At 58.7% G+C, this 20,861-nt stretch carries 20 protein-coding genes and 1 pseudogene; 5 read left to right on the top strand and 16 right to left on the bottom strand.

Features of this window, described 5'->3' with window-relative positions; genetic code table 11:
- Window positions 1-3: 3 nt before the first annotated feature.
- The 3 genes from BN871_RS04140 to BN871_RS04130 are packed head-to-tail and all read left to right on the top strand — an operon-like array spanning window position 4 to window position 2,281.
- Window positions 4-591, top strand: a complete 588-nt coding sequence (locus tag BN871_RS04140) for an RNA polymerase sigma factor (protein WP_021881956.1) — start codon at window positions 4-6, stop codon at window positions 589-591.
- Entirely contained in the window at window positions 575-1,420 is an 846-nt protein-coding gene (locus BN871_RS04135; RefSeq protein ID WP_048744746.1) for a hypothetical protein, read from the top strand. Before BN871_RS04140 ends, BN871_RS04135 begins: the two co-directional genes overlap by 17 nt.
- Before the next feature lie 18 nt (window positions 1,421-1,438).
- On the top strand, window positions 1,439-2,281 hold the full coding sequence (locus BN871_RS04130) for an ATP-binding cassette domain-containing protein (protein WP_021882385.1): 843 nt from the start codon (window positions 1,439-1,441) through the stop codon (window positions 2,279-2,281).
- Here the strand turns inward: BN871_RS04130 and BN871_RS04125 are convergent.
- Both BN871_RS04125 and BN871_RS04120 read right to left on the bottom strand, forming a co-directional pair.
- Complete coding sequence (locus BN871_RS04125; protein WP_048744742.1) at window positions 2,262-3,392, bottom strand: VWA domain-containing protein; 1,131 nt, start codon at window positions 3,390-3,392, stop codon at window positions 2,262-2,264. The two genes, BN871_RS04130 and BN871_RS04125, sit on opposite strands and share 20 nt — an antisense overlap.
- The gene (locus tag BN871_RS04120; RefSeq protein ID WP_048744740.1) at window positions 3,367-3,717 is read right to left on the bottom strand and encodes a hypothetical protein; all 351 of its coding nucleotides are present in this window, start codon (window positions 3,715-3,717) and stop codon (window positions 3,367-3,369) included. The genes BN871_RS04125 and BN871_RS04120 overlap by 26 nt, the downstream gene beginning before the upstream one ends.
- A 192-nt stretch (window positions 3,718-3,909) precedes the next feature.
- Between BN871_RS04120 and BN871_RS04115 the strand changes: the two genes are divergently transcribed.
- Window positions 3,910-4,212, top strand: coding sequence for a hypothetical protein (locus BN871_RS04115; protein WP_021878441.1), 303 nt, complete (start codon window positions 3,910-3,912; stop codon window positions 4,210-4,212).
- A 133-nt stretch (window positions 4,213-4,345) separates the two neighbouring features.
- Here the strand turns inward: BN871_RS04115 and BN871_RS29575 are convergent, their stop codons facing one another.
- From BN871_RS29575 to BN871_RS04070, 10 genes are all read right to left on the bottom strand, one after another.
- Window positions 4,346-4,471, bottom strand: coding sequence for a hypothetical protein (locus tag BN871_RS29575; RefSeq protein WP_021878440.1), 126 nt, complete (start codon window positions 4,469-4,471; stop codon window positions 4,346-4,348).
- A gap of 21 nt (window positions 4,472-4,492) precedes the next feature.
- The gene (locus tag BN871_RS04110; protein WP_048744738.1) at window positions 4,493-5,101 is read right to left on the bottom strand and encodes a hypothetical protein; all 609 of its coding nucleotides are present in this window, start codon (window positions 5,099-5,101) and stop codon (window positions 4,493-4,495) included.
- A 72-nt stretch (window positions 5,102-5,173) separates the two neighbouring features.
- Window positions 5,174-5,338, bottom strand: coding sequence for a hypothetical protein (locus BN871_RS04105; RefSeq protein ID WP_157054044.1), 165 nt, complete (start codon window positions 5,336-5,338; stop codon window positions 5,174-5,176).
- A 182-nt stretch (window positions 5,339-5,520) separates the two neighbouring features.
- The gene (locus tag BN871_RS04100; RefSeq protein WP_048744736.1) at window positions 5,521-6,444 is read right to left on the bottom strand and encodes an amidoligase family protein; all 924 of its coding nucleotides are present in this window, start codon (window positions 6,442-6,444) and stop codon (window positions 5,521-5,523) included.
- Window positions 6,445-6,870: 426 nt separating this feature from the next.
- Window positions 6,871-7,914, bottom strand: a complete 1,044-nt coding sequence (gene mglC, locus BN871_RS04095; RefSeq protein WP_048744764.1) for a galactose/methyl galactoside ABC transporter permease MglC — start codon at window positions 7,912-7,914, stop codon at window positions 6,871-6,873.
- Window positions 7,915-7,945: 31 nt separating this feature from the next.
- Window positions 7,946-9,457, bottom strand: coding sequence for a sugar ABC transporter ATP-binding protein (locus BN871_RS04090; RefSeq protein ID WP_048744734.1), 1,512 nt, complete (start codon window positions 9,455-9,457; stop codon window positions 7,946-7,948).
- Window positions 9,458-9,694: 237 nt separating this feature from the next.
- Window positions 9,695-10,741: a galactose ABC transporter substrate-binding protein gene (locus tag BN871_RS04085; protein ID WP_048744733.1), complete on the bottom strand. Its 1,047-nt coding sequence runs from the start codon at window positions 10,739-10,741 to the stop codon at window positions 9,695-9,697.
- A 120-nt stretch (window positions 10,742-10,861) separates the two neighbouring features.
- A complete protein-coding gene (locus BN871_RS04080) occupies window positions 10,862-11,677 on the bottom strand; it encodes a substrate-binding domain-containing protein (protein ID WP_269745403.1) in 816 nt (271 codons plus the stop codon).
- Window positions 11,678-11,826: 149 nt separating this feature from the next.
- Entirely contained in the window at window positions 11,827-13,635 is a 1,809-nt protein-coding gene (locus BN871_RS04075; RefSeq protein ID WP_048744731.1) for a sensor histidine kinase, read from the bottom strand.
- An 8-nt stretch (window positions 13,636-13,643) separates the two neighbouring features.
- Entirely contained in the window at window positions 13,644-15,299 is a 1,656-nt protein-coding gene (locus BN871_RS04070) for a response regulator (protein ID WP_048744730.1), read from the bottom strand.
- Window positions 15,300-15,700: 401 nt separating this feature from the next.
- On the opposite strand from BN871_RS04070, the pseudogene BN871_RS30090 reads away from it, so the two are divergent.
- Window positions 15,701-15,999 (top strand): annotated as a pseudogene (locus BN871_RS30090) (YdeI/OmpD-associated family protein); the annotation flags it as partial.
- Between the two features lie 221 nt (window positions 16,000-16,220).
- On the opposite strand, the gene BN871_RS04065 reads toward BN871_RS30090, so the two are convergent.
- From BN871_RS04065 to BN871_RS28185, 4 genes are all read right to left on the bottom strand, one after another.
- The gene (locus BN871_RS04065; protein WP_048744728.1) at window positions 16,221-17,183 is read right to left on the bottom strand and encodes an aldolase catalytic domain-containing protein; all 963 of its coding nucleotides are present in this window, start codon (window positions 17,181-17,183) and stop codon (window positions 16,221-16,223) included.
- A gap of 114 nt (window positions 17,184-17,297) precedes the next feature.
- Complete coding sequence (locus BN871_RS04060; protein ID WP_048744726.1) at window positions 17,298-18,827, bottom strand: leucyl aminopeptidase; 1,530 nt, start codon at window positions 18,825-18,827, stop codon at window positions 17,298-17,300.
- Window positions 18,828-18,902: 75 nt separating this feature from the next.
- Window positions 18,903-20,276 carry an ATP-binding protein gene (locus BN871_RS04055; RefSeq protein WP_048744724.1) on the bottom strand — a complete coding sequence of 458 codons (1,374 nt, stop codon included), beginning with the start codon at window positions 20,274-20,276 and terminating at the stop codon, window positions 18,903-18,905.
- Window positions 20,276-20,695, bottom strand: a complete 420-nt coding sequence (locus BN871_RS28185; RefSeq protein ID WP_048744722.1) for a hypothetical protein — start codon at window positions 20,693-20,695, stop codon at window positions 20,276-20,278. Before BN871_RS28185 ends, BN871_RS04055 begins: the two co-directional genes overlap by 1 nt.
- Window positions 20,696-20,861 lie beyond the last annotated feature (166 nt).

Here is a 20,861-nt window from a genome sequence, read left to right as displayed (position 1 = left end):
ACCGTGACGGACGAAGAGCTGGTCCAGGGAATGATGGAAGGAGACCAGGCCTGTTTCGAAGCTTTGGTGCACCGCTACCACGCCCCTTTGTCCGGGTTCCTGCAGCGGCAGCTGAAGGATCCCGGGAGGGCGGAGGATGTTGTGCAGGAAACGTTTCTCAAGCTGATCCGGCAGCTCAAGGACCGGAGAAATCCCGAGAACGTGCAAGCCTGGCTGTACCGGGTGGCGATGAACCAATGCCGCGACTATTGGAAGAGCTCCGCTTACCAGACCGACCGCAACCGTTTCGGAGAGCCTCCGGAACGCAAGGACGAGCGTCCTTCGGTCGTGGAGCTTGCCGAACGGCAGGAAACGCGCCGCGAGATCAGCCAATCGCTCGAGGAGCTGCCGCAGGTGCAGCGGGAGGTCGTCATGCTGCGCTTCTATCAGGATTTGAAGCTGCAGGATATTGCCGACGTGCTTCAGTTGCCGCTCGGATCGGTCAAAACCCATTTGTACAAAGCGCTTCGCAGGCTGAAGACAAGGCTGGCGGGCGACAAGAACGCGCGGGTGCGCGCAGAGGGAGGGAAGCAAGATGGAATTGCCGAATGACAAGGAATGGATGGAGCTGGAGAAGGAACTGCGGGAGCCTCTGTCTTCCCTGACGGTCCGTCCCGTGACGGCCCAGGATACGACCCGCCTGCTCGCGGCGCTGCAGCCGGCCTTCGACGGGCTGAAGCCGGCGCTCGGCGGAGGCTCGGCGGCCGATTGGCGGGCGGAAGCCTCCTCGGCGCATAAGCGCCCGTCTCTGGCCAAGCTGCTTCGCACGCAGCTGAGCGCCTACTCGAGAGCATACTGGCTGGCAAGCCTCGGCGTATTCCTGATGCTGCTCTATGTGCTCCCGGCAGGCATGGAAGAAGAAGGCTGGTCCGGCCTGACGGACATCAGCAGCAAGCTGTCGCTGTTCCTGCCGATGATGTTCCTCTCCGGACTGCTGTACAGCTTCCGCAGCTGGAACAAGGAAATGCGAACGGTCGAGAGCATCACTCCCTACCCGCCGGCTCTGCTGCTCATGGCCAGAGTCATGATCGTCGGCGGATTGAACGTCCTCTTCGGAATCGCGGCCTCGCTGTACATGGCTACCAGAATGGACAGCTTTCCCGTTCTTCCGTTCATGCTGCAATGGATGTCGCTGATTCTGCTTATCGCGGGAGGAGCCTCCTACGTTATGCTGCGCGCAGGCGTCAAGATGGCGTTTGTCATGGGATCGGTGTTCTGGATGGCTTGGAATGTGATGGAGTATGCGCTGCGCTCCCCCGTCTCCGGGCAAGCGGCTCCGGATGCGATCCGCAACGCCATCTACTGGAGCTGCCTTGGAGCGGGAGCGCTCATGACGCTGCTGTCCTACAGACGCAGCCTCGTCATCAAAAGGGTCGTATAGGGAGGCCGTGACTTCGCCATGATCGAACTGAGCGGCATTCGCTGGCAGAGGAGGAGCTTCGTCCTTCAAGTTCCGCGTCTCGTGCTGAAAGAGGGCATTACCGTGCTGTCGGGATCCAACGGTTCGGGCAAGTCCTCCCTGCTCCAGCTGCTGGCGACGGCCGAATTCCCCGACCGGGGCTCCATCCGCTACGGGACGCTGACTCCCGACAGGGATCTTGCCTCCATCCGGGCTTCGATCGGTTATGTGCCTACCGGCCTGGAGCTGTACGAGGATATGAAAACCGAGCGTCTGCTCAAGTATTTATCCGAGCTCAAGGGAGAAGCCGGAATGACGGAGACGGACAAAGTGATTGCCCAGTTCCAGCTGGAGCCTTACCGGCGCCGCGCCATCAAGACGCTGCCGCAAGGCATCCGCCAGCGGATCGCGCTCGCCCAGTCCGTCATCGGCTCGCCGGATTATCTGTTTCTGGACGAGCCGCTCAACGCGCTGGACTCGCTGGAGAGGCTGCGCTTCATTCGTTTTCTTGCCTTGTATGCCCGCAAGAGAACGGTCGTCGTGTCCTCGCATGAGCTGAACGAATGGGAAGCCTGGGCTACCCGCGTGCTGTGGCTTCATGAAGGCAGGCCGGGATTTCTCGGCTCCGCCCGCGAATGGACCGGAGGGCTTCCCCTCTCGGTCTGGCAAGGCACGGTCGATGCCTCCCGCTATGCCTTGCTGCCTGCGGAATCGATGCTTCAGGTACGACCCGAAGGAAATTGCCGCCGGGTCCGCATCATATCCGCGGAATCCCCCGGACCGGAGTTCGAGGCCATGGAGCCGACTCTGGAGGATGCGTATTTCATCCGATCGAGGCGCTGACGTAACGGCCGATCAGATCCGCAAGCAGATCGTTGAGCGGCATGATCTGCGGGGTGGCGCCCTCCGGCTTCTTGTGGCTGTCGCCGATGCCGCTGTCGTCCGTCAGAAACACATAGGTTCCTCCGGTCGCGACGGCAAGCGTGCGCATGAGCATCTCCGTCTCCAGATCCGCCCCGCTGGCGGCGACCGGAATGATGCGGATGCCTTGCTTCGCCGCCTCGGCCGCCATCAGGCGGATCCGCTCCGCCGCCGCTTGTTCCCGATGCGGCGGAGCGTCGAGCACGAGCAGAAGCAGGCGCGCCCTCGCGCTCTTGCTCCAATCGTGGCCGGAGACGGCGTTCTCCAACGCCTCGTCCACTGCCTCCGGGTAGTCCTGGCCGCCGTCCGCTTCCTGGGCCGCGATGCGTCCCTGAGCCTCGACGACATCGGTCGTGAACGGGAACGGCCTCACGACGTATTCATCATGCCGGTCCCGGTAAAAATTCGGGCTTACCCTGATTTCGAGGGTTTGCCCGTTTTTCTTTTTCACCTGACGGACGACGTTGCTCAGCTCTTCCGACAAATACTTCAGCTCGTCGGCCATTGAGCCGGTCGCATCGACCATGAGCATGAGATCGAGCACCTCGGACGGCTGCATGCCGCTTCCGTCCAGGCTGATCGCCGCCGTCCCGGCTTTCCAGTCCGATTGCTCCAGCGTCCGGGACGCCGGACTGCCGCCCTCCGGAGCAGCCTCGATCCGGCAGGAGGAAGCTTCCGGCGAGAAGCCGCCATTGGACTGGCCATTGTCTTCCAATTCGCCTGTGCCTTGCGGAGCGGCCGGTTCATCCCCGAAGCCCTCCCGCCCGATCAAATCCCGGGAAGACGCCAGTGCGGCGAACAGATACGCTTTGCCCGTATTGTCCGTCCGGGCCGACCAGCCGTCATCCTGTCCGCATTGGAGCCTGACCGGAACGTCGACGGCCGGCGAGCCGTCCCGTGTGACGCTGACGACCATCCGATAGCGGGTATCGAATCCCCAGAGCCGGATGTATCCGCTCCCTTCTCCGCCGCTGCTCAGGTCCTTCCACTTGCTCCAAGCCGCATGATCATTCCATTCGCCGGCCGTCAGCATGCCCGGCTGAGGCTCGGGATTGCTTTTTTTTGTTTTCTGCCGGAAGGCTTTCGCCCATCTCCGACTGGGCGATGCTTATGTCCTTGGAACCTTTGGATTTCTTCGAAGGTCCGTTGTCCATGGCTCCCTCTCCGGCTGAAGAAGCCATTGCCTGAGAGGCTGCATCGCCGCTTACTGCCGCAGGCGCACGGCTATGGGAGCCGGTATCTGCGGATATCCCGTCCCGTTCCCCGCCGGCCTCCGAAGAGCATCCGGCCAGCAGGATCAGGACGGCAAGCCCTGCCGCCATGCTGCCTTTCGCGCGTTTTTCTCTCTTCAGCCGCATCGTGAATCCCCCCAAAGCTCAGCAAACAATTGGATTCTCCATCCATATCCGCTGTTTTCGTCCAGACGCCCCGGGCAGCCAAAAGGTTGCAATGCGGACTGTCCGTCCTTACAATCGGAAACAGATCTAATCGCGGGTCCATCCTGAAAAAACAAACCTGAACCTGAATCCATTTCTAGGAGAGAATGCGCAATGGAAACCTACCGGCTGCTGACGCTTGAGATTGAACATGGGGAATGGAGACGCCGCCTGAACATGGAATCGGCCGATCTGGTCGTCGTGACGGAGGCTGGATCCCGCCTTTGGTATGTCGATGTGAATGGAATCCGGGACGAGGAGCTGCTCGATTATTTCTATACAGCCGCCGATATCCAGATCAGCCTGATCGCACGGACAACCGACGGCAGGGCGCTCCAGGGCCGGGCCTACTTCCATGCCAACAAAGCCCACCATGCCGCCGCTCTGCGCGGGGATGGTGAGCTTCGAGGACTGTAGAATTCATGGGGCAGGCCAGATGCCCTTTAATGCCTGCCCTGCTGAACTAAATGCAGCGGCGTATCCGTGCGGATCGTCGCTTCGGATTAGCCTACATACGAGAATCCAGGGAGGCAGGGATTAAGAATCGTGCTCAGCGCTGTTCCAGCTCGCTGACCTTGTCCTCCAGCTCCCTCACTCTTCGGGTCAGCTTATATACCGGCCAATACAACACAATCAGCATGACCACCGTAGAGATTATTTGCCCGGTCGAATACATCTCTTTTCCTCCCCTGCAAGCTTATGCCAACCTGCTCCCAATCCCGGCCAGACGGTCCAGCAAGGCCGACAGCTCCAGCGCCTGAAGCTGCTCCAGCAGCTGCGTCTCGGGACTGGCGTGGCCGGTCAGCGACGAAGCCGCCGATAAATCCGTCAACAGGGCTGCATTCCATTCCGCGCCCCTCTTCAGCTTGCGGACAAGCGCTTCATCCGCGATGCCGCCTCCGTCAGCCAGCTTGATTGCCTCCGCCTGCAGCCGCTGCGCGTCGGGATGGCCTCCGGCCACACGAAACCAATAGTTCGCGTTGCCGTAATCCCCTTCCATCCGATGCATCATCCCGTGCAGATAGCTTCCTTCGGTCGTATCCAGATTCTGCGCCAGCTCATGGGAACGATCCAGGCTGCCGTTCCACAGATGCAGGCCGGACACAAGCGCCAGCAGGCGCAGCCGTTCCTCTCCGCCGGTTTCGGCGGCCTCCGGTTCGAGCAGCTCCGCCTCGGCGCGATCAAGCAGGCGTTCCAGCTCGCCGCTGCCTCCGGCTCCGTCCGGAGCTAGCGGAAGCCGGCTGCGCTGGCCGCGCAGCTCTTTCCATGTCGATGCCAGCTCTTCCTTCCTCTTGCCGATGTCCATATTCAATCGCTCCTTTTTCGTCCTTGAATTGAAGCCGCATCCGCATAGCCCGGAAGCGGATGATCCATCGATCTAATTCAAGTTATTCTCGAGAACGAAAAAATGGCCGAAAATGCCTACAACGCTGATCTCGCCGCCGTCTTCGAGCTGCGTCCGCGCTTGCATGTACGCAATGTAGTTGCCGATCTGCTCCGTACTGGATTTTTTGGAGCCCGGCAGGCACTCCGGATCATACACCAGGCATTTGACTCCATGCTCCTGGCTCAAGTAACGATGATAGTCATCATCCGACGGTACGGTAAAAGCCGCCATCAACAGCAGGATGATGAATAGATACCCCAGATGACGAGCCTTGATTTTCCGTCCCTCCCATGCTGCTAGGCGTCTGCATTCTCGAATTGAATCGATTTTATTGAAATCTATCGGATTTGGATTCTTTCATTTGGATGGAATCTTTCCCATCCCGAAGCCGTGGGGCGCCAATCATATTCCCATTGCTCTCCTCCCGGAAATTCAATGACCGTTCTAAGTCCGTCCGGTACGGGAAGGATGTGGTGCAGCTCCGCCTCTGGCGCCAGCATGGCGATCAAAGGCGTGAATACGGGAATCATGGCTTCCTCCAGCCACATTCTCTCCTTGAACCATCGCGGCGGCTCGATAGGAGGAGGATATCCGCCAAACGGCGCGTTCAGCGCGGCTGCCAGCTCCTCGGGATTATCCGGCAGAGCGGCTCCGGCTCCTACGGCTGCGACGAAACGCAGGCAGAGCTCCACCGTGCGCATGATCTCCCCATAATCAAGAGAGCCGTTGGCATAACGGATCTCGACCGTTCCGATGTCGAACCAGGGCCGGATATTAATGCCGCAGCGATGCGATTGCGGCCTGCCGAAATGCCTGACGGCTAGCGGATCATGGCTGGATCGGAATGCTTCGGCCATGGCCTTCGCGACAGGCGGGCAGTACAGCCTTCGATGCGGACTCGACTCAAGCAGCCTGGCAAGCGCATCCTGGCATCGCAGCGCCGCTTCAAGAAGAGGCAGCAGGATGCTCTCGCCGTATGCAGCCAGCTCCACATGCACATGGAGTCCGCAGCTCCAGTTCGCGGCGGCGCCTTGAGCGGCCAGCCGATCCAGCATGATGCGGAGCTGGCCGCGGTCCTCCCAGCGCAGCGGCGGCGGCTTCAGCTCGCTGCCCGACCTCATGCCGGTCTCGTCGATCTGCTTCTCGTCCAGCGACATGATCCAGCCCGGCAGCAGCTCCAGCTCCTGCGGCCTGCCTCCGATAAATTCGATTTCAACTCCAAAACGCAGCTCTTTCCACTGGTTTTCCAAGTCCGTTGTCATGCTTCTCCTCCTTTTTTTGATCCTCCGGCTAATAAGAGAACCAAATAGGAAGGCGGGCCTCGAGATTAACGAGGAATTTTGTCTCTCATCATCGATCGCACCTCCTGCCTGCATGAAGAAGCATTCTTTCTTCTTTATCGAGCTTCTCAGCCGTTTGTGAAGATCGTTGTCCCTTAAAGGATTCTTTGCCTTCCGATTCAATCCCTCGTGTTTTTTCGCCGCCGCCGAAAAAGTTCATTTTTTCTTCCTTGTCTCCAGAATTCCAGCATGCTTTTGCCTTATTATACCATCCCAAGTCTTGTAAGTGGCCATCGCCATTTTCGTCGAAGCCTGATTCTTTGGAGAGGCTGACCTCTATTGATCTCCATAATCGAAAACGGCAGCCGCTTGGCTGCCGTCTCCCGTTTCTCTACGCCGGAATTCCGATTAGCGTTTCGCTACATACTTGCGGATGTCGAAAGCGACCGCCGCGACGATGATCAGCCCTTTGATGATCAGCTGCCAATAGGGGCTGACGCCGATGAACGTGAGGCCGTAGTTGATGACGCCGAAGATGAGGACGCCGGCCATGATGCCCGGCACGGTGCCGATGCCGCCGGCCGTCGAAACGCCGCCGACGACGCAGGCCGCGATGGCGTCCAGCTCGTACATGTTGCCGGTGTTGTTCGTCGCTCCGCCGGTGCGGGCAGCCTCAAGGACGCCGCCTACGCCATACAAGGCTCCGGCGATCGCATAAATGAAAATCAGATTGCGGGCAACGTTGATGCCCGATACATGTGCGGCTTGGACGTTGCCGCCGATGGCGTACATGTTTTTGCCCAGCCGTGTTTTGTTGAACAGAATCCAGCAGACGATGCCGATTCCGATGGCGATCAGGACAATATACGGCAGCGTGTAGCCGCCTCCGAAGTCGATATAACCCGAGCCTAGCTTCTTGAAGTCATCCCGCAAGCCGGCGATAGGCTGCGAGTTGTTGGGATCGCTGTCGAAATACAGCGAGTTGAGTCCATACACCGCCACCATGGTGCCGAGGGTAGCGATGAACGGAGGCACCTTCAGCTTGGCGATGATGAAGCCGTTGACGCAGCCGACGAGCACGCCGGCCAGGATGCCGATGAGAATCGGCCAGCCGATCCAAATTTCATGCAGGTCGGGATAGAACTTGCTCGCGTATTTGTCCATCTGCAGCATGGATGCCGAGACGACAGCCGTGAGGCCGACGACCCGTCCCGCCGACAAGTCGGTGCCGCCTGTAATGAGGATGAAGCCTGCTCCAAGAGCGATGATCGCCCGGGTGGAATTCTGCTGCAGAATATCCCGCAGAGTCGAGTAGGCGAGGAAGTTCGGGTCCATGATCGCGATCGCCACGACCAGCAGGATCAGGACGAGGAAGATCGCTCTCTGCGTGACGAGATATTTCAGGTAGTCAAGGACGGCCCGGCCGGCCGGTTTCTTGGCTGGAGTATTCATTTGCGTGCTCATAGTCGTTCATTCCTTTCTGCTAAGCCATCCGCTGCTGCGCGGCGAGGCGCATGATTTCCTGCTCCGTTGCCTTGCGGCCGTCGAGAATGCCGGTCATCCGGCCCTCGCTCATGACCATGATCCGGTCCGACATGCCGAGCAGCTCCGGCATCTCCGAGGAGATCATGATAATGCAGCGGCCCTGCTTCGCGAGCTCGGCGATGATCGTGTAGATTTCGAATTTGGCCCCGACGTCGATGCCGCGGGTAGGCTCATCGAGCAGCAGGATATCCGGATCGGTAAGCAGCCATCTGGCGAGCAGCACCTTCTGCTGGTTGCCGCCGGACAGGTTGCGGATCTGCGTGTCCACGTTCGGTGTTTTCGTACGGAATCGGGCGACATTCTCAGCCGCCTCCCTGCGTCCCTTCTTCTCGTCGATGAGGCCGAAGGCGTTGCGGTAGCGCCCCATGTTGGCGACAATCGTGTTCTCATAGACGGATAGCACCGGGAAAATGCCGGTCGTGCGGCGCTCTTCGGTGAGGAGCGCGATTTTATGCTTTTTGGCGTCAGCCGGCGATTTGATGGCTACTTTCTTGCCGTCGATGGAGATCGTGCCCGTCTTGAGATGCCGCAGGCCGAACAACGCTTCGATCAGCTCCGTGCGCTGGGCGCCGACCAGGCCTCCGACTCCGAGGATTTCCCCTCGGCGCAGCTCAAAGCTTACATCCTTGAAAGACATCGGATTGGAGGAGGTCAGCCCCTCGGCCTTCAAAATGACCGACGATGGCGTATTCGACCGCTCCGGGAACCGCTCGCTCAAATCGCGGCCCACCATGCGGCTGATGATCAGATCCGTCGTCAGTTCCTCGGCATCCCAGGTGCCGACGTATTTGCCGTCCCTCATAATGGTGACTTCATCCGAGATCCGCAAAATTTCCTCCATTTTATGCGAGATATAAATGATGGAAACGCCGCGGCTCCTCAGCTTGTGGATGATTTCGAACAGCTGCTCGACTTCGTTGCCCGTCAAGGAAGAGGTCGGCTCGTCCATGACGATGACCTTGGAATGGAAGGAGACGGCTTTCGCGATTTCCAGCGACTGGATTTTGGATACGGACAGCGACCCGGTCAACTCATGGGGGTCGATGTCCAGGTTCAAATCCTGCAGCAGCTCTTTCGTGTCGCTCAGCATGCGCCTGTGGTCCACGAACATGAGCCAGTGCATCGGAAAACGGCCCAGCCAAATATTTTCCATGACGTTGCGATGCGGAACGGGATGGAGCTCCTGGTGGATCATGGACACTCCGTGCGAGAGAGCAGCTTTGGAGTTGGGAATATCCACCCTCTCGCCGCCGAGGAGAATTTCTCCTTCATCCGGCTTGTAGATGCCGAACAGACATTTCATCAGGGTGGATTTGCCGGCTCCGTTCTCTCCCATCAGCGCATGCACTGTGCCGGGCCGAACCTTGAGATTGACCTTGTCGAGCGCCTGCACGCCGGGGAAGGCTTTGGATATGCCTCTCATTTCGAGCAAATAGGGTGAGCTGATCATCGCTGCACCTCCTTGATTACGTTCTAGGTTCTGGCGCGGGCCACAGCCCGGCCATTTCCAGCCTGCCATGGCTGCGAACGCGTCCAACGGCTCCGCCGTCTGCAAGACGGCAAAGGACGATTTCATCGCCTGACCGAATCGCCGCTCGGGGACAGGCTCCCGTCAAGAGAGCAAAAGGGCCCGCTTGTTCAAGCCGCGAGCCCTTCGCGTTTCTATTTCCTGCATGGAGACTCAGAATTACTGAGCGTCGGCTACATTGTCCTTGGTGATCTTTTTGTAGGCGATCCAGACGTATTTGCCGTCCGTAATGTCGTAGCCCGTATTGTCCTTCGTAGGCGTCTCGCCTTTGGCCAATGCCGTCGCCAGCGCAACCGTAGCCGCGCCCTGGTTTTTGGCGTCGTTGAGCACCGTGCCGAGCAAAGTGCCGTCCTGCAGCGCCTGAATGGCCGGGGCCGTCGCATCCACGCCTACGACCGGCATGAACTTGCTGCCTGTGAAGTAGCCGCCTGCCTTGAGGGCTTCGATCGCGCCCAAGGCCATGTCGTCATTGTTCGCGAGAACCGCTTCGATTTTGTCGCCGCGGGCTGCGAGCCAAGTCTGCATCTTATCCTGGCCTTTGGTGCGGTCCCACATCGCCGTATCCTGCTCCAGCTTCTCGACCTTGATGCCTGCGTCCTCGATCGCCTGGATGGAGTACTTCGTGCGCAGCTCGGCATCCTGATGCCCCGGCTCGCCCTGCAGCATGACATACTGCAGAATGCCGTCCTTGTTCTTGTCCGCTTCCGGATGGGCTTTCCAGTAGTCGACGATGAGCTGGCCTTCCAGCGTGCCCGATTCCTCGGCTTTGGCGCCGACGTAGTAGACTTTATCCCATTTGTTCATGTCTTCGGCGACCGGCTCCCGGTTCAGGAAGACGACCGGGATGTTGGCCGGCTTGGCTTTGTCGATGATGACGCCGGCTGCCGTGCGGTCAACCGGATTGATCGCCAGAGCCTTGTATTTCTTGGAAATGAACAGATCCACTTTATCGTTCTGCGTCGCCTGGGCATTCTGGCTGTCGACGATATCCAGCTCCGCCTTGTCCTTGGCCGCGTTCGTCATCGCATTCCGGACGCCTGTCATGAAGGTATCGTCGAACTTATAGATCGCCACGCCGATTTTCGGCTTGTCGCCGCCGCCGTTGCCGCTTCCGGCGTCGCTGCCGCTGTTGTTGTTCGAGCCGCAGCCCGCAGCCGTAACCATGACCGCCGCCATCACTATGGCCAATGTCGCTCTTTTTTTCATATCCTTTGACCTCCCGGTTCTGTTCTCCTCTTTATTATGAAAGGGTTTGCAGAAGATTCGAATAGAAGATTTTCATCTGTTTTATCAAAATCTTCATGTGATTCGGCTCGGATCCTCCTTTCACTTTACGAAAGGGAACAGAAGCTTCTGATTGTCCATCCAGAACATGCTGTCCGGATTCACGACCTTCGTATCCAGCGTGACGGTGCGGTCGGCATGGCCGCCTTCCAGCAGCTCATGCGCCTGCTGCATGCCGAGATACCCGGCGTTGAAGCCGCTCTGCACGACGAGAATGTCGATGATTCCGTCCTGAAGCAGCTCCAGCTGAGGAACCTCGCTGCCGAAGCCGACGATCTTGACGCGGCTGGACAGCCCCCGCTTCACGGTTTCCTGCGCGGTGCTGAGCACTCCCTGCTCCTGCAGGGCGACTACGCCGTCAGCCTGCTCCATCAGCAGGCGCGCCGCTTCGGCGCAGCCGTCCGGGGAGCTTCCGCAGGAATAGCCGGTATGCACCGTAATTTCTTTGTGTCTCCCCAAAGCCTCCACGACCCCCAGCTCCCGCTGCTCATATCCCGGAGCCGCGGAATCCGAGCCGAGCAGCGAAACGATTCCTTTGCCATGCAGCAGCTCCGCCATCGCCTCGCCGGCCATCCTTCCCGCTTCGCGGTTGTTGATCGATATGCTGCTCGCGACCCCCTCGACCGGGTAGGTGTCGTTCAGCGTCACGACCGATGCCCCCGCCTTGCCCGCTTCCGCGGCAATGAGCCGGAGCTGCTGCTCGCTGTCGGGGTCAAGCAGAAGGACCGACGCGCCCAGGGCGATCGCCCTTTGCGCAGCCTTGAGCTGGCCCTCCTCGCCGGAGTCGCTGACGTTGGCGTCCATATAGAGGAGCTGGCTGCCGTATTCCTTCGCCGCCGCCTCCGCCCCAAGCCGGATGGAATCGGCAAGCGCCCCCGCTTCTCTGCGGAGCGATGAGCGCGATCTGCGCTTCGGCAGGCTTCTCCTTGCTTGCGGCGCCCGCGCATCCCGAGGCGGCAGCGGCCAGCAAGAGCAGAGACAGCCATCCGCACGCCGCGGCCAAACTTCTATTCATGGTCATCGACCTCCTTGATCGCCGGCATCCGGACCCATACGACCGTTCCTTCCTCCAGCTCGCTCTTGAATTCCAGGCCGTACGGCGCTCCGTAATAAAGCCGGATGCGGTCATGGATGTTCCTCACCGCCACTCCGGAGCCTTTGCCCGTCGCCGAAGGCTCGCGCCCCGCATCCGGCACGGAAGCTCCGTGCAGCAGCAGGGCTGCCTTGACGGAATCCATCCCGGCTCCGTTGTCCTCGATCCGGAACACGAGCATCCCGTCCACGACGTCCGCGGAGATGTCGATCGTTCCCTCCTCCACGGAATATTCCAGTCCATGCTCGATCGCGTTCTCGATCAAGGGCTGGAGCACGATTTTCGGCGTCATGCAGGCTTCCGCTTCCTCGGTAGCGGTAATGGAGAACCGGAACTTGCGTCCGAAGCGCATCTGCTGGATGACCAGATAATGATGGGCGTGCTCAAGCTCGTCGCGGGCCGAAATGACATTCTGCCCTTTGCTCAGGCTGATCCGGAACAGCTTGGAGAGCGAGGTGATCATCGTGACGACCTCTTCTCCCCGGCTCATCGCGGCCATGCGGACGACGGAGTTCAGCGTATTGTACAGGAAATGGGGATTGATCTGGGCTTGCAGCGCTTCCAGCTCATGCTTGCGCTTCGATTCCTGCTCCTGGACGATCTGCTTCATCAGCTGGCGGATCTTATGGATCATCAGGTTGAACCGGCGAGACAGCCGCTCCACCTCAAGCGGCCCCTCGACCGGCAGCTCCACGTCGAAGTTGCCCCTCTCCACGGCCCGCATCGTCCGCTCCATGCGCTTGATGGGACGGACGATGGACATCGCGAGCAGCATGCTGACGAGCACGACAAGCACGAGAACGCCGGCCACGACGCGGACGAGATAGCGGTTGACCTCCTCGCGGCTCGTCAGGATATCGTCCATGTACGAAACCCCGATGATTTTCCAGCCGATATTGGCGACGGATTTGACGGTGATGAGACGCTTGTTCCCGTTCATGTCCTCCACATAGTCCGAAGAAGCGACGAGCGCCTGCTCGACATTCTCGCTTTTGAGCCCCATATAGATGAGCTGCTGCTGGGGATGGTAGACGATGTTGCCTGCGCCTTCGTCGATGATATAGGCATAACCGCGATGGCCGAGGCTGATCCGGCTGCACAGCTCGTCGATCTGCTTGAAGTTCATGTCCACGAGCAGGATCACCTCCTGCGGCCGGCCGTCGCGGACGACGGTGATCCGCTTGCTCATGGATACGACCCACTGGTAGGAGCCTTTGTATAAATTCTGGATATGGGGGAGCGAAAAGCTGAGATGATCCGGCACCCGGACCGCCGCCTGGAACCATCCCTGGCCGGTCGCGTTGGCGCTCGGCCTGAGAGCGGCTGCAGGACGGTTCTTGAGCAGCTTGCCGCCGCTGTCGAACAGCGTGATCGAGACGATGTCGTCGCGGCTGCCCATCAGCGTGTCCAGCTGCTTGTCCACCTGCTGGCCGTCCCATTCGCCGTTCTTCAGCATGTTGACCTCGATGGCTCTGTAAAAACCGGCCATGCCGCTGATATAGTCCTCCAGGTTGTAGCTGACCTGGTCGACCGTCTGCCTGGCGGCAAGAAAGGCGCTCCGCTCGGTGGAAGCCGAAAATTTCTCGTGGAGAAGGACGGCTACGGTCGTAATCGCGACCACGATCATGATGGAGAAGGACCAGATGACGATGGACTGGATGCTGCTCACCCGCGATTTCCGCAGCTTCTGCTTGATCCAGCCCGGCATTTCCAGCCGGAACATTCCGCCCCTCATCCTTCCTGTCCGGACGGACTGACGTCCTTCATCCGGCTCCGGTATTCCTTCGGCGTGCTGCCGGTATGTTTCTTGAAGCAGAAGCTGAAGTAATTCGGCTCGGAGAAGCCGATGCGCTCGGCGATCTCGAACGCTTTGAGCTCCGTCGTCCGAAGCAGCTCCTGCGCCCTTTCCATGCGAAGCTGCATGACGTATTGGAGGAAGGTCAGCTTGACCTCCTTCTTGAACAAGCCGCAGAAATAGCCGGCGCTGATATGAAGATGGGAGCATACCATCGGAATCGACAGATCCGAGTCATGAATGCGTTCCCGTGTAAAGGACATCGCCTCTTCGATCAGATCGCGGTAGGCATGCTGCCGCTTCCCGGAGATTTTGCCCATGACGGCCCCGCACATCTCCGTTATCCAGCGGCGGGCTTCGGCCAGCCCGGTCATCCGGACGAGCTCGGCATAGGGCTGGAAGCCGGCGCCGAGCACATCCTCCATGTCGACGTCGGAGGACTGGGCGGTACGCCAGACCGTCGTCAGCACCTCGCTCAAGTAGAGCTGGATGCCGCTCGAAGCATGCTCCGCCCTGATCTCCCCGAAGATCGTCTCAAGGACCGTTTCCAGCTCCTCCGGGGTTCCGACCTTCAGGCAGCGGGACAGAGCCTGCTGCCGCAGCTCATCGAGCAGCAGAGGAGAGGAGCCTCGCCTCTCCACATCCTCGATGAACAGAATTCGGCCGGTGCCGGGAACGAGCCGGTAATCCAGCGCGAGCAGAGCCTCGTCGTACGATGACTTGATGCCGCTCAGCCCGCCCTTGGCCGCTCCGGAGCCGATCGTGACAGGCATGCGCAAATAATGCTCGACGCTGCGGACGATATGTTCCAGAGCGTTTTGCAGCCTCTCCTTCCAGGACTCGTCCGTCTTGCCGAAGCCAAGCAGAACGACATGGTCCTGATGGATGAACGCCGTTCCGAATTCCCTGCCCTCCCATATTTCCCCGGCAATATTGAGCACGGCGAACAGCTTGAGATCGACATCAGGAGAAGTTCGCAGAGATTGGACCGCCTGAGCAGGCAGCTCCGCCTCCGCTGCGGCGCTGTCCAGACTGATGACCGAAACGGAGCAGCCCTCTCCTTCCAGGCTCAAGCCGTAATGGCGGGCTTTATCCCGGATGACCGGCTCCGGAAGCTTTCGATGCAGCAGGGAGGAAAGGAAGTTGGCCTTCAGCAGGGGAAGGCTCGTATGATAATGCTCCTTGAGCTTGCGCATGTCCTCCCGCTCTGCGATTTCAAGCTCCATGCGCGTTTGCAGCTTATGCAGCAGCTCGGTCAGGCTCGCAGCCGAGAACGGCTTGAGCAAATATTCGTCCACGCTGAGAGAGACGGCTTGCCGGGCATAATCGAACTCGTCGTAGCCGGTCAGGATGACCGTTTTGACAAGAGGCGATTCGGCCTTCAGCCTGCGGACCAGCTCCATCCCGTCGACGAACGGCATCCGAATGTCTGTAATGACGACATCAGGCTCCAGGCGCTGGGCAAGCTCAAGCGCTTCCAGGCCGTTCTCGGCTGTGCCCGCTACGGTGAATCCGCAGGCTTCCCAATCGATTTCGCTCAACAGGCCTTCCCTCACGTCGGCTTCGTCATCGGCCAGCAATACGCGGTACATCCCGATTCCTCCTTATGGCAAGCGGCTCGCCTTAGGTCATGAAGCCGCTCTCATTTTGCTTTTGCAAGCTTCCCGTGGGAAGCTTCATCAAGATATCAGGTTATGCCGCGGCTGTAAATCTCCTCTTTTTCGTCGGGCGGGACCGCTTCCATCCAGAAGGCTCCCTCTGACTCGGACTAAAGTTGCGGAACGGGCTTGGACCCGCTTTAGATTTGCCGGTTTGCCGAACTCGGCTGTATTTTCGGGAGTTTATGCGGATGCATGACAGACTGTTGTCCTCGATCTTTTTTAATACCTATAGGAATAAAATCCAAATCAATGAACAGTCGAAGGAGTTTATTGTATGGAAATTGAAAATCCCGTTCAAATAAATTCGAGAGAAGAGTTGAGAATTCGGCTTCAGGAACAGCTCATGGACGGAACTGAACAACGAACGTGTTCGCCGCCTCGCAAAGCTGGGGTTGATGAGAGACGAGGGAAGAAAGGCTCTTCCCGATGTGGACCCTGACTCTTTTCGGATAGATACGGAGATGGAGCAGCGGCTAAAGGAGGATAAACAGGCATATGAGAATTTCAGGCGGGTTCGAATCGATACGACACAGAGCCAAAAAATCAGTCCGAATCGTTCAAGGACAGATTGGACAAATTCATAGCCTGCGCGAGACAAAACAAAAGGTACGGTCATTGGCATGATCATGGAAGCTGCGGGTTGATTAAAGATGCGCTGGAGTATGCTTCTTGCATTAGAGAGCCCACACATTGCAGAAGCTCCCTTCTTGCGCAAAAGATATCATAGAAAAAGCCCGCCTGCGCTTTCGTCATGAAAGCACAAGCGGGCTGTACCTGCAAATCATGGGCCCATCCATCGCGGTCAGCCATTCCGGCTCGACAATTACCAGAATCGCATGCCCTGCCGGGAGATTACTTGGAATGAAGAATCTCCGGCGTTGTAAGCTGATCGTAGAAATCGACGATGTTGTCCTTGTTGTCGGAGCTGCGCAGCGCCATCGCGGAACGCGGATGCTCGTCGAGCAGGCCGGTGATCATGTACGGCATGATGTAGCCCCATTCTTCCTTCTCGCGAAGAGGAATCATGTGCTTCTCGATCATTTCGAGCACGGGGCGCACTTCGTACTTCGTATTCGGAAGATGCGATACGAGCAGCTCCGTGTTGCAGTTGCCGGCAGCGCGGCCCATGCCGTATACGGAGGTGTCGAGGAATTCCACGCCTTTGTCGACAGCGAGCAGCGTATTGGCAAAAGCAAGCTGCTGATTGTTGTGCGTATGCACGCCCAGCTTCTTGTTCGGCAAATGCTGCTTGAATTTGTCGATCAGGTAAGCCATGTCGTTCGGCTTGAGGCTGCCGTACGAGTCGACGACGTAGACCACGTCGACGACGCTCTCGCGGATGGCTTCGAATGCCTCGATCAGCTGATTTTCCATGACGTTCGACAGCGCCATGATGTTGAGCGTCGTCTCGTAGCCGCGTTCATGGAACAAGGACACGAGCTCCAGTGCCTTGTCCACATCCTGGATGTAGCAGGCGACGCGGATCAGATCCAGCATGCTGTCGACGCGAGGCAGAATATCCGCTTCGTCCACTCGGCCGATGTCCACGAGCGCGGACAGCTTCGTATTCCCTTTGTTCGGGATGACTTTGCGCAGGAAGTCATCGTTCAGGAAGCGCCAAGGACCGGCAGAGTCGGCACCCTTGAGCAGCTTGGGCGAATTCTTGTAGCCAATCTCCATATATTCAACGCCGGCCTCATCCAGGCTGCGATACAAATCTTGCACAAACTCAATGCTGAAATCCCAGTTATTGACAAGACCTCCATCACGGACCGTGCAGTCGACGATTTTGCTGATGCTGTTTTTGGAAGACATGGGCACAGAACTCCTTCATCATAAACTTTCTTACTATAATACGGGAAAACGGTGAAGAACGCAAAGGCAAACCGAGTCCCGCATGCCGGCATCCCGGCATGGTGATGTCCGTCTCTATCCTCGGAGCAGCAGCTCCGCAAGCGTCCGCGTCATGACTCCGGTCGCGCCCTTGGTTTCCCAGCCTCGTGCGCGGCTGATCCAAGCCGTACCGGCGATGTCGATGTGAAGCCAAGGCTTCTCTTCCGCGAAAGCCCCGATGAACATGCCGGCGATGCTGGCCGCAGCGTAGCTGCCGCCTTTGTTCTTCAGGTCGGCGGCCTCGGAATCGAGCTGCTTCCGGTACTCCGGATAGGCCGGCAGCGGCCACACCCGCTCGCCGGACCGCTTGGAGGCTTCCTGCAAGCCGCTCAGCAGCTCGTCGTCGTTGCCCATGATGCCGGAGGTGATATCGCCGTAAGCCGCCACGACCGCGCCGGTCAGCGTCGCGACATCGACAAGCTTTGTCGCTCCCCGCCGAATCGCTGTCGTAAGGCCGTCCGCCAGCACGATGCGTCCCTCCGCATCGGTGTTGACGATTTCCACCGTCATGCCGTTCATCATCGTCACGACGTCTCCCGGCTTGAAAGCCCGGTCGGAAATCATGTTCTCCGCCGCTGGAATGACCGCCACCACGTTGACCTTCGGCTTCTCGATTGCGATGATGCGCATCGCTCCGAGCACGGCTGCCGCCCCGCCCATATCCATGATCATGTCTTCCATTCCCGCGATCCGCTTCAAGGAGTATCCGCCCGTATCGAAGGTGACCCCTTTGCCGACGAGGCCCCATTTCTCCTCGCTGCCGGGATCGCCCTCATAATGGAGCACGATCATTCGCGGCTGATGCTGGCTTCCCTTGCCTACCGCGAGCAGTCCGCCCATGCCCTGCTCGTGGGCGCTCCACTCGTCGATGACTTCGCAGTCCAGGCCGTACTCGGCGGCAAGGCGTTCCGCATGTTCGGCGAGCGCCTCCGGAATCAGCTCATTCGCCGGAAGATGGACGAGATCCCTGGCCTCGGCGACCGCTTCGGCCATGACGATGCCCCGTTGGACGCCCGCTTCCCACTGCTTCCGCAGATCGGCATCGACGCCGTCTGGAAGATGGACAGCCAGCTCCGCCGAAGCCTGCTCCTTGGGAGCTCCCGTCGTTTTGGTCCGGTCATAGGCACCGAGCAGGATGCCCTCCGCCAGAGCCTGGCCGGCTTGAGCCGTCGTGCAGCCGCTTGTTCCGCCGTACAGCTGCGCCGTTACGAGCAGCCTTGCGGCAGAGGCGCGGCTGGCGCGGACTTCCTTGGAAGCCAACGCTCCGAGGCGGCGGATGTCGTCCGCATCCAGAGTGCCGGAGGACAAGCCGATGAATGCCGCGCTGCCTGCGGGATGAAGCCCGAGAAGAGGCATCGTCTGCCCGGGCTGGCCGCTTTTGAGCAGCCCTTTGGACGCCAGTGCCTGAACCGCTTGCCGAATGGCCGGAACGGAGAGCGGATCCTCTTCCTGCCCGGCTGCTGTTGCATCGTTCTCTTCCTGCAGGCCGGCAGCATCCACCGGCCGAATGATCAGCTCCCAATCCTGGTTGGATTGAGGCTCCGTATATTTCAACTTGATTTTCATTGTTGTCATCCTTTCCCTATCCCGTCTATTAAAAAGCAAAAAAACGGGAGCTTGTACCCTCCCGATTTTAAGCCCTTACTCTGCGATTGGCAAATAAACGGTGAACACCGTGCCTTGACCGGCAGAGCTGGTAACGCGGATCGTGCCGCCGTGATTGCGGATGATCCGGTAGCTGACCGACAAGCCGAGACCCGTGCCGGACTCCTTGGTCGTAAAAAAAGGATCGAACAGACGGTTTAGCGTCGAACGATCCATTCCTTTGCCGTTGTCCTTGACAGTGATTTCGGCAAATCCGGCTTGTCTTCGCAGCACCACATCGATCCTTCCGGGCCTCTCCCCGTTCAGCTCTCCGATGGCATCCATCGCATTCTTGAATATATTCAGAACGACCTGCTTGATCTGCTTGACGTCGATGGAGACCAGCATGTCGACTTCATGCGATTCCAGGTAAATCTCGCAATTGTGCAGGAGCGCCTCGCTCTCGCTGAGCAGGCTGACTTCTTTGAGCAATGATGTCAGGGAGATGGTTTGCTTCATCGGTGCCGTAGGCTTGGAGGAGTTGAGGAACTCATAGATGATGTCGTTGGCCCGGTCGATCTCGGCCACCATGATCTTGGCGTATTCTTCTTTGCCCAGCTCGACCAGATGAGGCCGGAGCAGCTGGATGAATCCCCGTATCGAGGTCAGGGGATTGCGTATTTCATGCGCGATGGATGCGGCGATCTTGCCTAGCATCGCCAGCTTGTCGTTCTGGTATGCCGTCTGCTCGATCTGCTTGTACTCGGACACGTCCTTCATGCTGATCAGATAATCGCCGTCCAGCTGCTCGCTGGAGGTGGCCGTAATCAGCAGATGCCGTCCGCTGCTGTCCTGGAACTCGAAGTATTTGTTTCGGCGAAGGATGATTTCCCGGTAGAGCCTCACCAGCAGCCGCCTCGTCGTGCGGCTCAGCTGCTGATGCCTCAAAATATCGAGGATGCTGCAGCCGATCAGCGTTTTGCGGGGAACGTCCAGGAATCTCGCCATCTGCAGATTCATGAACGTCAGCATGTTGTCGTTGTCGAAGAGGGCGATGCCGCTGTCCATATGCTGCAGGACATTCTCATACTTGCTCTTGACCCTCTCGAAGGAACGATAAGAGCGGGAGAGCATCTCCCGCATCTCCGTGTACCTCTGATCCGGCGTCCGCTCCTGCTGATGCCGGAACCGGTAGGCGACCATCAGCTCGATCAAAAAAAGAAAGGACCGGTTGTACAGTTCCAGCGCTTCCTCCGACTCTACGTTGAGGACGATGTTGCGCATGCATTCTTCATGGACGGCTATAACCTCTTCGGGGCCGATATTGTGAAAGGTCTTCCCAAGTTCCGTAGCCTGATAGAGCGAAGCCTCGCTACCGCTGCGGATGTATTCGGCAAGCGCCGGAAAATAGCGCTTTCGAATTGCCTGCATTAACTCTGCTCCTCTCCTGTGGCGAACAGCTGAAGCTGCACCGGCGTAGAGTCCATGTAGTAGGAGGGAGGCAGCCACTTGCGGAAAGTGATGCAGGTGCCGACTCGGCGGGTAATGGCCATATCCCATTCCTCGGACCAGAGCGATTTCCATTCTTCCTCCATCTCGGGGGAAAAATCGCTGCTGCCGATCAAGGACCATTCCATTCCGGTTTCACCGGAATCGCCCCTTACCCGTCCCATCAGCATTTGGCTCCTTTGATGCATTTCCACGAAACAGCCTGACAATTCCGATATGGCGTACGCGATCCGCGTCTGGTCGATGATACCGAAGCCGAGATCCCTCGCAAGCTCTCTGCCTCTCTGGCGAGCCTTGATGGCATCCTTGACATTGTTGATGTTGAACAATTCCATCTCCATGTACGAGTCCGCCCCCCCGTTCCATTCTGGATGCTTGGATACGTGTTCAAGCCGTCGTATTCGTACATTTATCATAGGTTTCGCCAATATCAGTGTCAATCGGAAATAATGTCGAATATTGCTAGTTTCGGAAGCATCAGGATAGGTGTGGAGCGGGCTTCCGGCG

Source organism: Paenibacillus sp. P22 (assembly GCF_000469945.2).
In the GTDB taxonomy this organism is placed as follows: Bacteria; Bacillota; Bacilli; order Paenibacillales; family Paenibacillaceae; genus Paenibacillus_O; species Paenibacillus_O humicus.
The sequence above is the reverse complement of the archived record's forward strand: the minus strand, read 5'-3'. Positions and strand labels throughout refer to the sequence as shown.

Bases quoted from the DNA above. Each gene is read 5' to 3' on its own strand.
- BN871_RS04115 (WP_021878441.1), top strand. From the start codon at position 3,910: ATGGAAACCTACCGGCTGCTGACGCTTGAGATTGAACATGGGGAATGG.
- BN871_RS04075 (WP_048744731.1), bottom strand. From the start codon at position 13,635: ATGTTCCGGCTGGAAATGCCGGGCTGGATCAAGCAGAAGCTGCGGAAA.
- BN871_RS04120 (WP_048744740.1), bottom strand. From the start codon at position 3,717: ATGCGGCTGAAGAGAGAAAAACGCGCGAAAGGCAGCATGGCGGCAGGG.
- BN871_RS04125 (WP_048744742.1), bottom strand. From the start codon at position 3,392: ATGCTGACGGCCGGCGAATGGAATGATCATGCGGCTTGGAGCAAGTGG.
- BN871_RS04060 (WP_048744726.1), bottom strand. From the start codon at position 18,827: ATGAAAATCAAGTTGAAATATACGGAGCCTCAATCCAACCAGGATTGG.
- BN871_RS04100 (WP_048744736.1), bottom strand. From the start codon at position 6,444: ATGACAACGGACTTGGAAAACCAGTGGAAAGAGCTGCGTTTTGGAGTT.
- mglC (WP_048744764.1), bottom strand. From the start codon at position 7,914: ATGAATACTCCAGCCAAGAAACCGGCCGGCCGGGCCGTCCTTGACTAC.
- BN871_RS04135 (WP_048744746.1), top strand. From the start codon at position 575: ATGGAATTGCCGAATGACAAGGAATGGATGGAGCTGGAGAAGGAACTG.
- BN871_RS04070 (WP_048744730.1), bottom strand. From the start codon at position 15,299: ATGTACCGCGTATTGCTGGCCGATGACGAAGCCGACGTGAGGGAAGGC.
- BN871_RS04090 (WP_048744734.1), bottom strand. From the start codon at position 9,457: ATGATCAGCTCACCCTATTTGCTCGAAATGAGAGGCATATCCAAAGCC.
- BN871_RS04130 (WP_021882385.1), top strand. From the start codon at position 1,439: ATGATCGAACTGAGCGGCATTCGCTGGCAGAGGAGGAGCTTCGTCCTT.
- BN871_RS04055 (WP_048744724.1), bottom strand. From the start codon at position 20,276: ATGCAGGCAATTCGAAAGCGCTATTTTCCGGCGCTTGCCGAATACATC.
- BN871_RS29575 (WP_021878440.1), bottom strand. From the start codon at position 4,471: ATGTATTCGACCGGGCAAATAATCTCTACGGTGGTCATGCTGATTGTG.
- BN871_RS04110 (WP_048744738.1), bottom strand. From the start codon at position 5,101: ATGGACATCGGCAAGAGGAAGGAAGAGCTGGCATCGACATGGAAAGAG.
- BN871_RS28185 (WP_048744722.1), bottom strand. From the start codon at position 20,695: ATGGAGATGGAATTGTTCAACATCAACAATGTCAAGGATGCCATCAAG.
- BN871_RS04065 (WP_048744728.1), bottom strand. From the start codon at position 17,183: ATGTCTTCCAAAAACAGCATCAGCAAAATCGTCGACTGCACGGTCCGT.
- BN871_RS04085 (WP_048744733.1), bottom strand. From the start codon at position 10,741: ATGAAAAAAAGAGCGACATTGGCCATAGTGATGGCGGCGGTCATGGTT.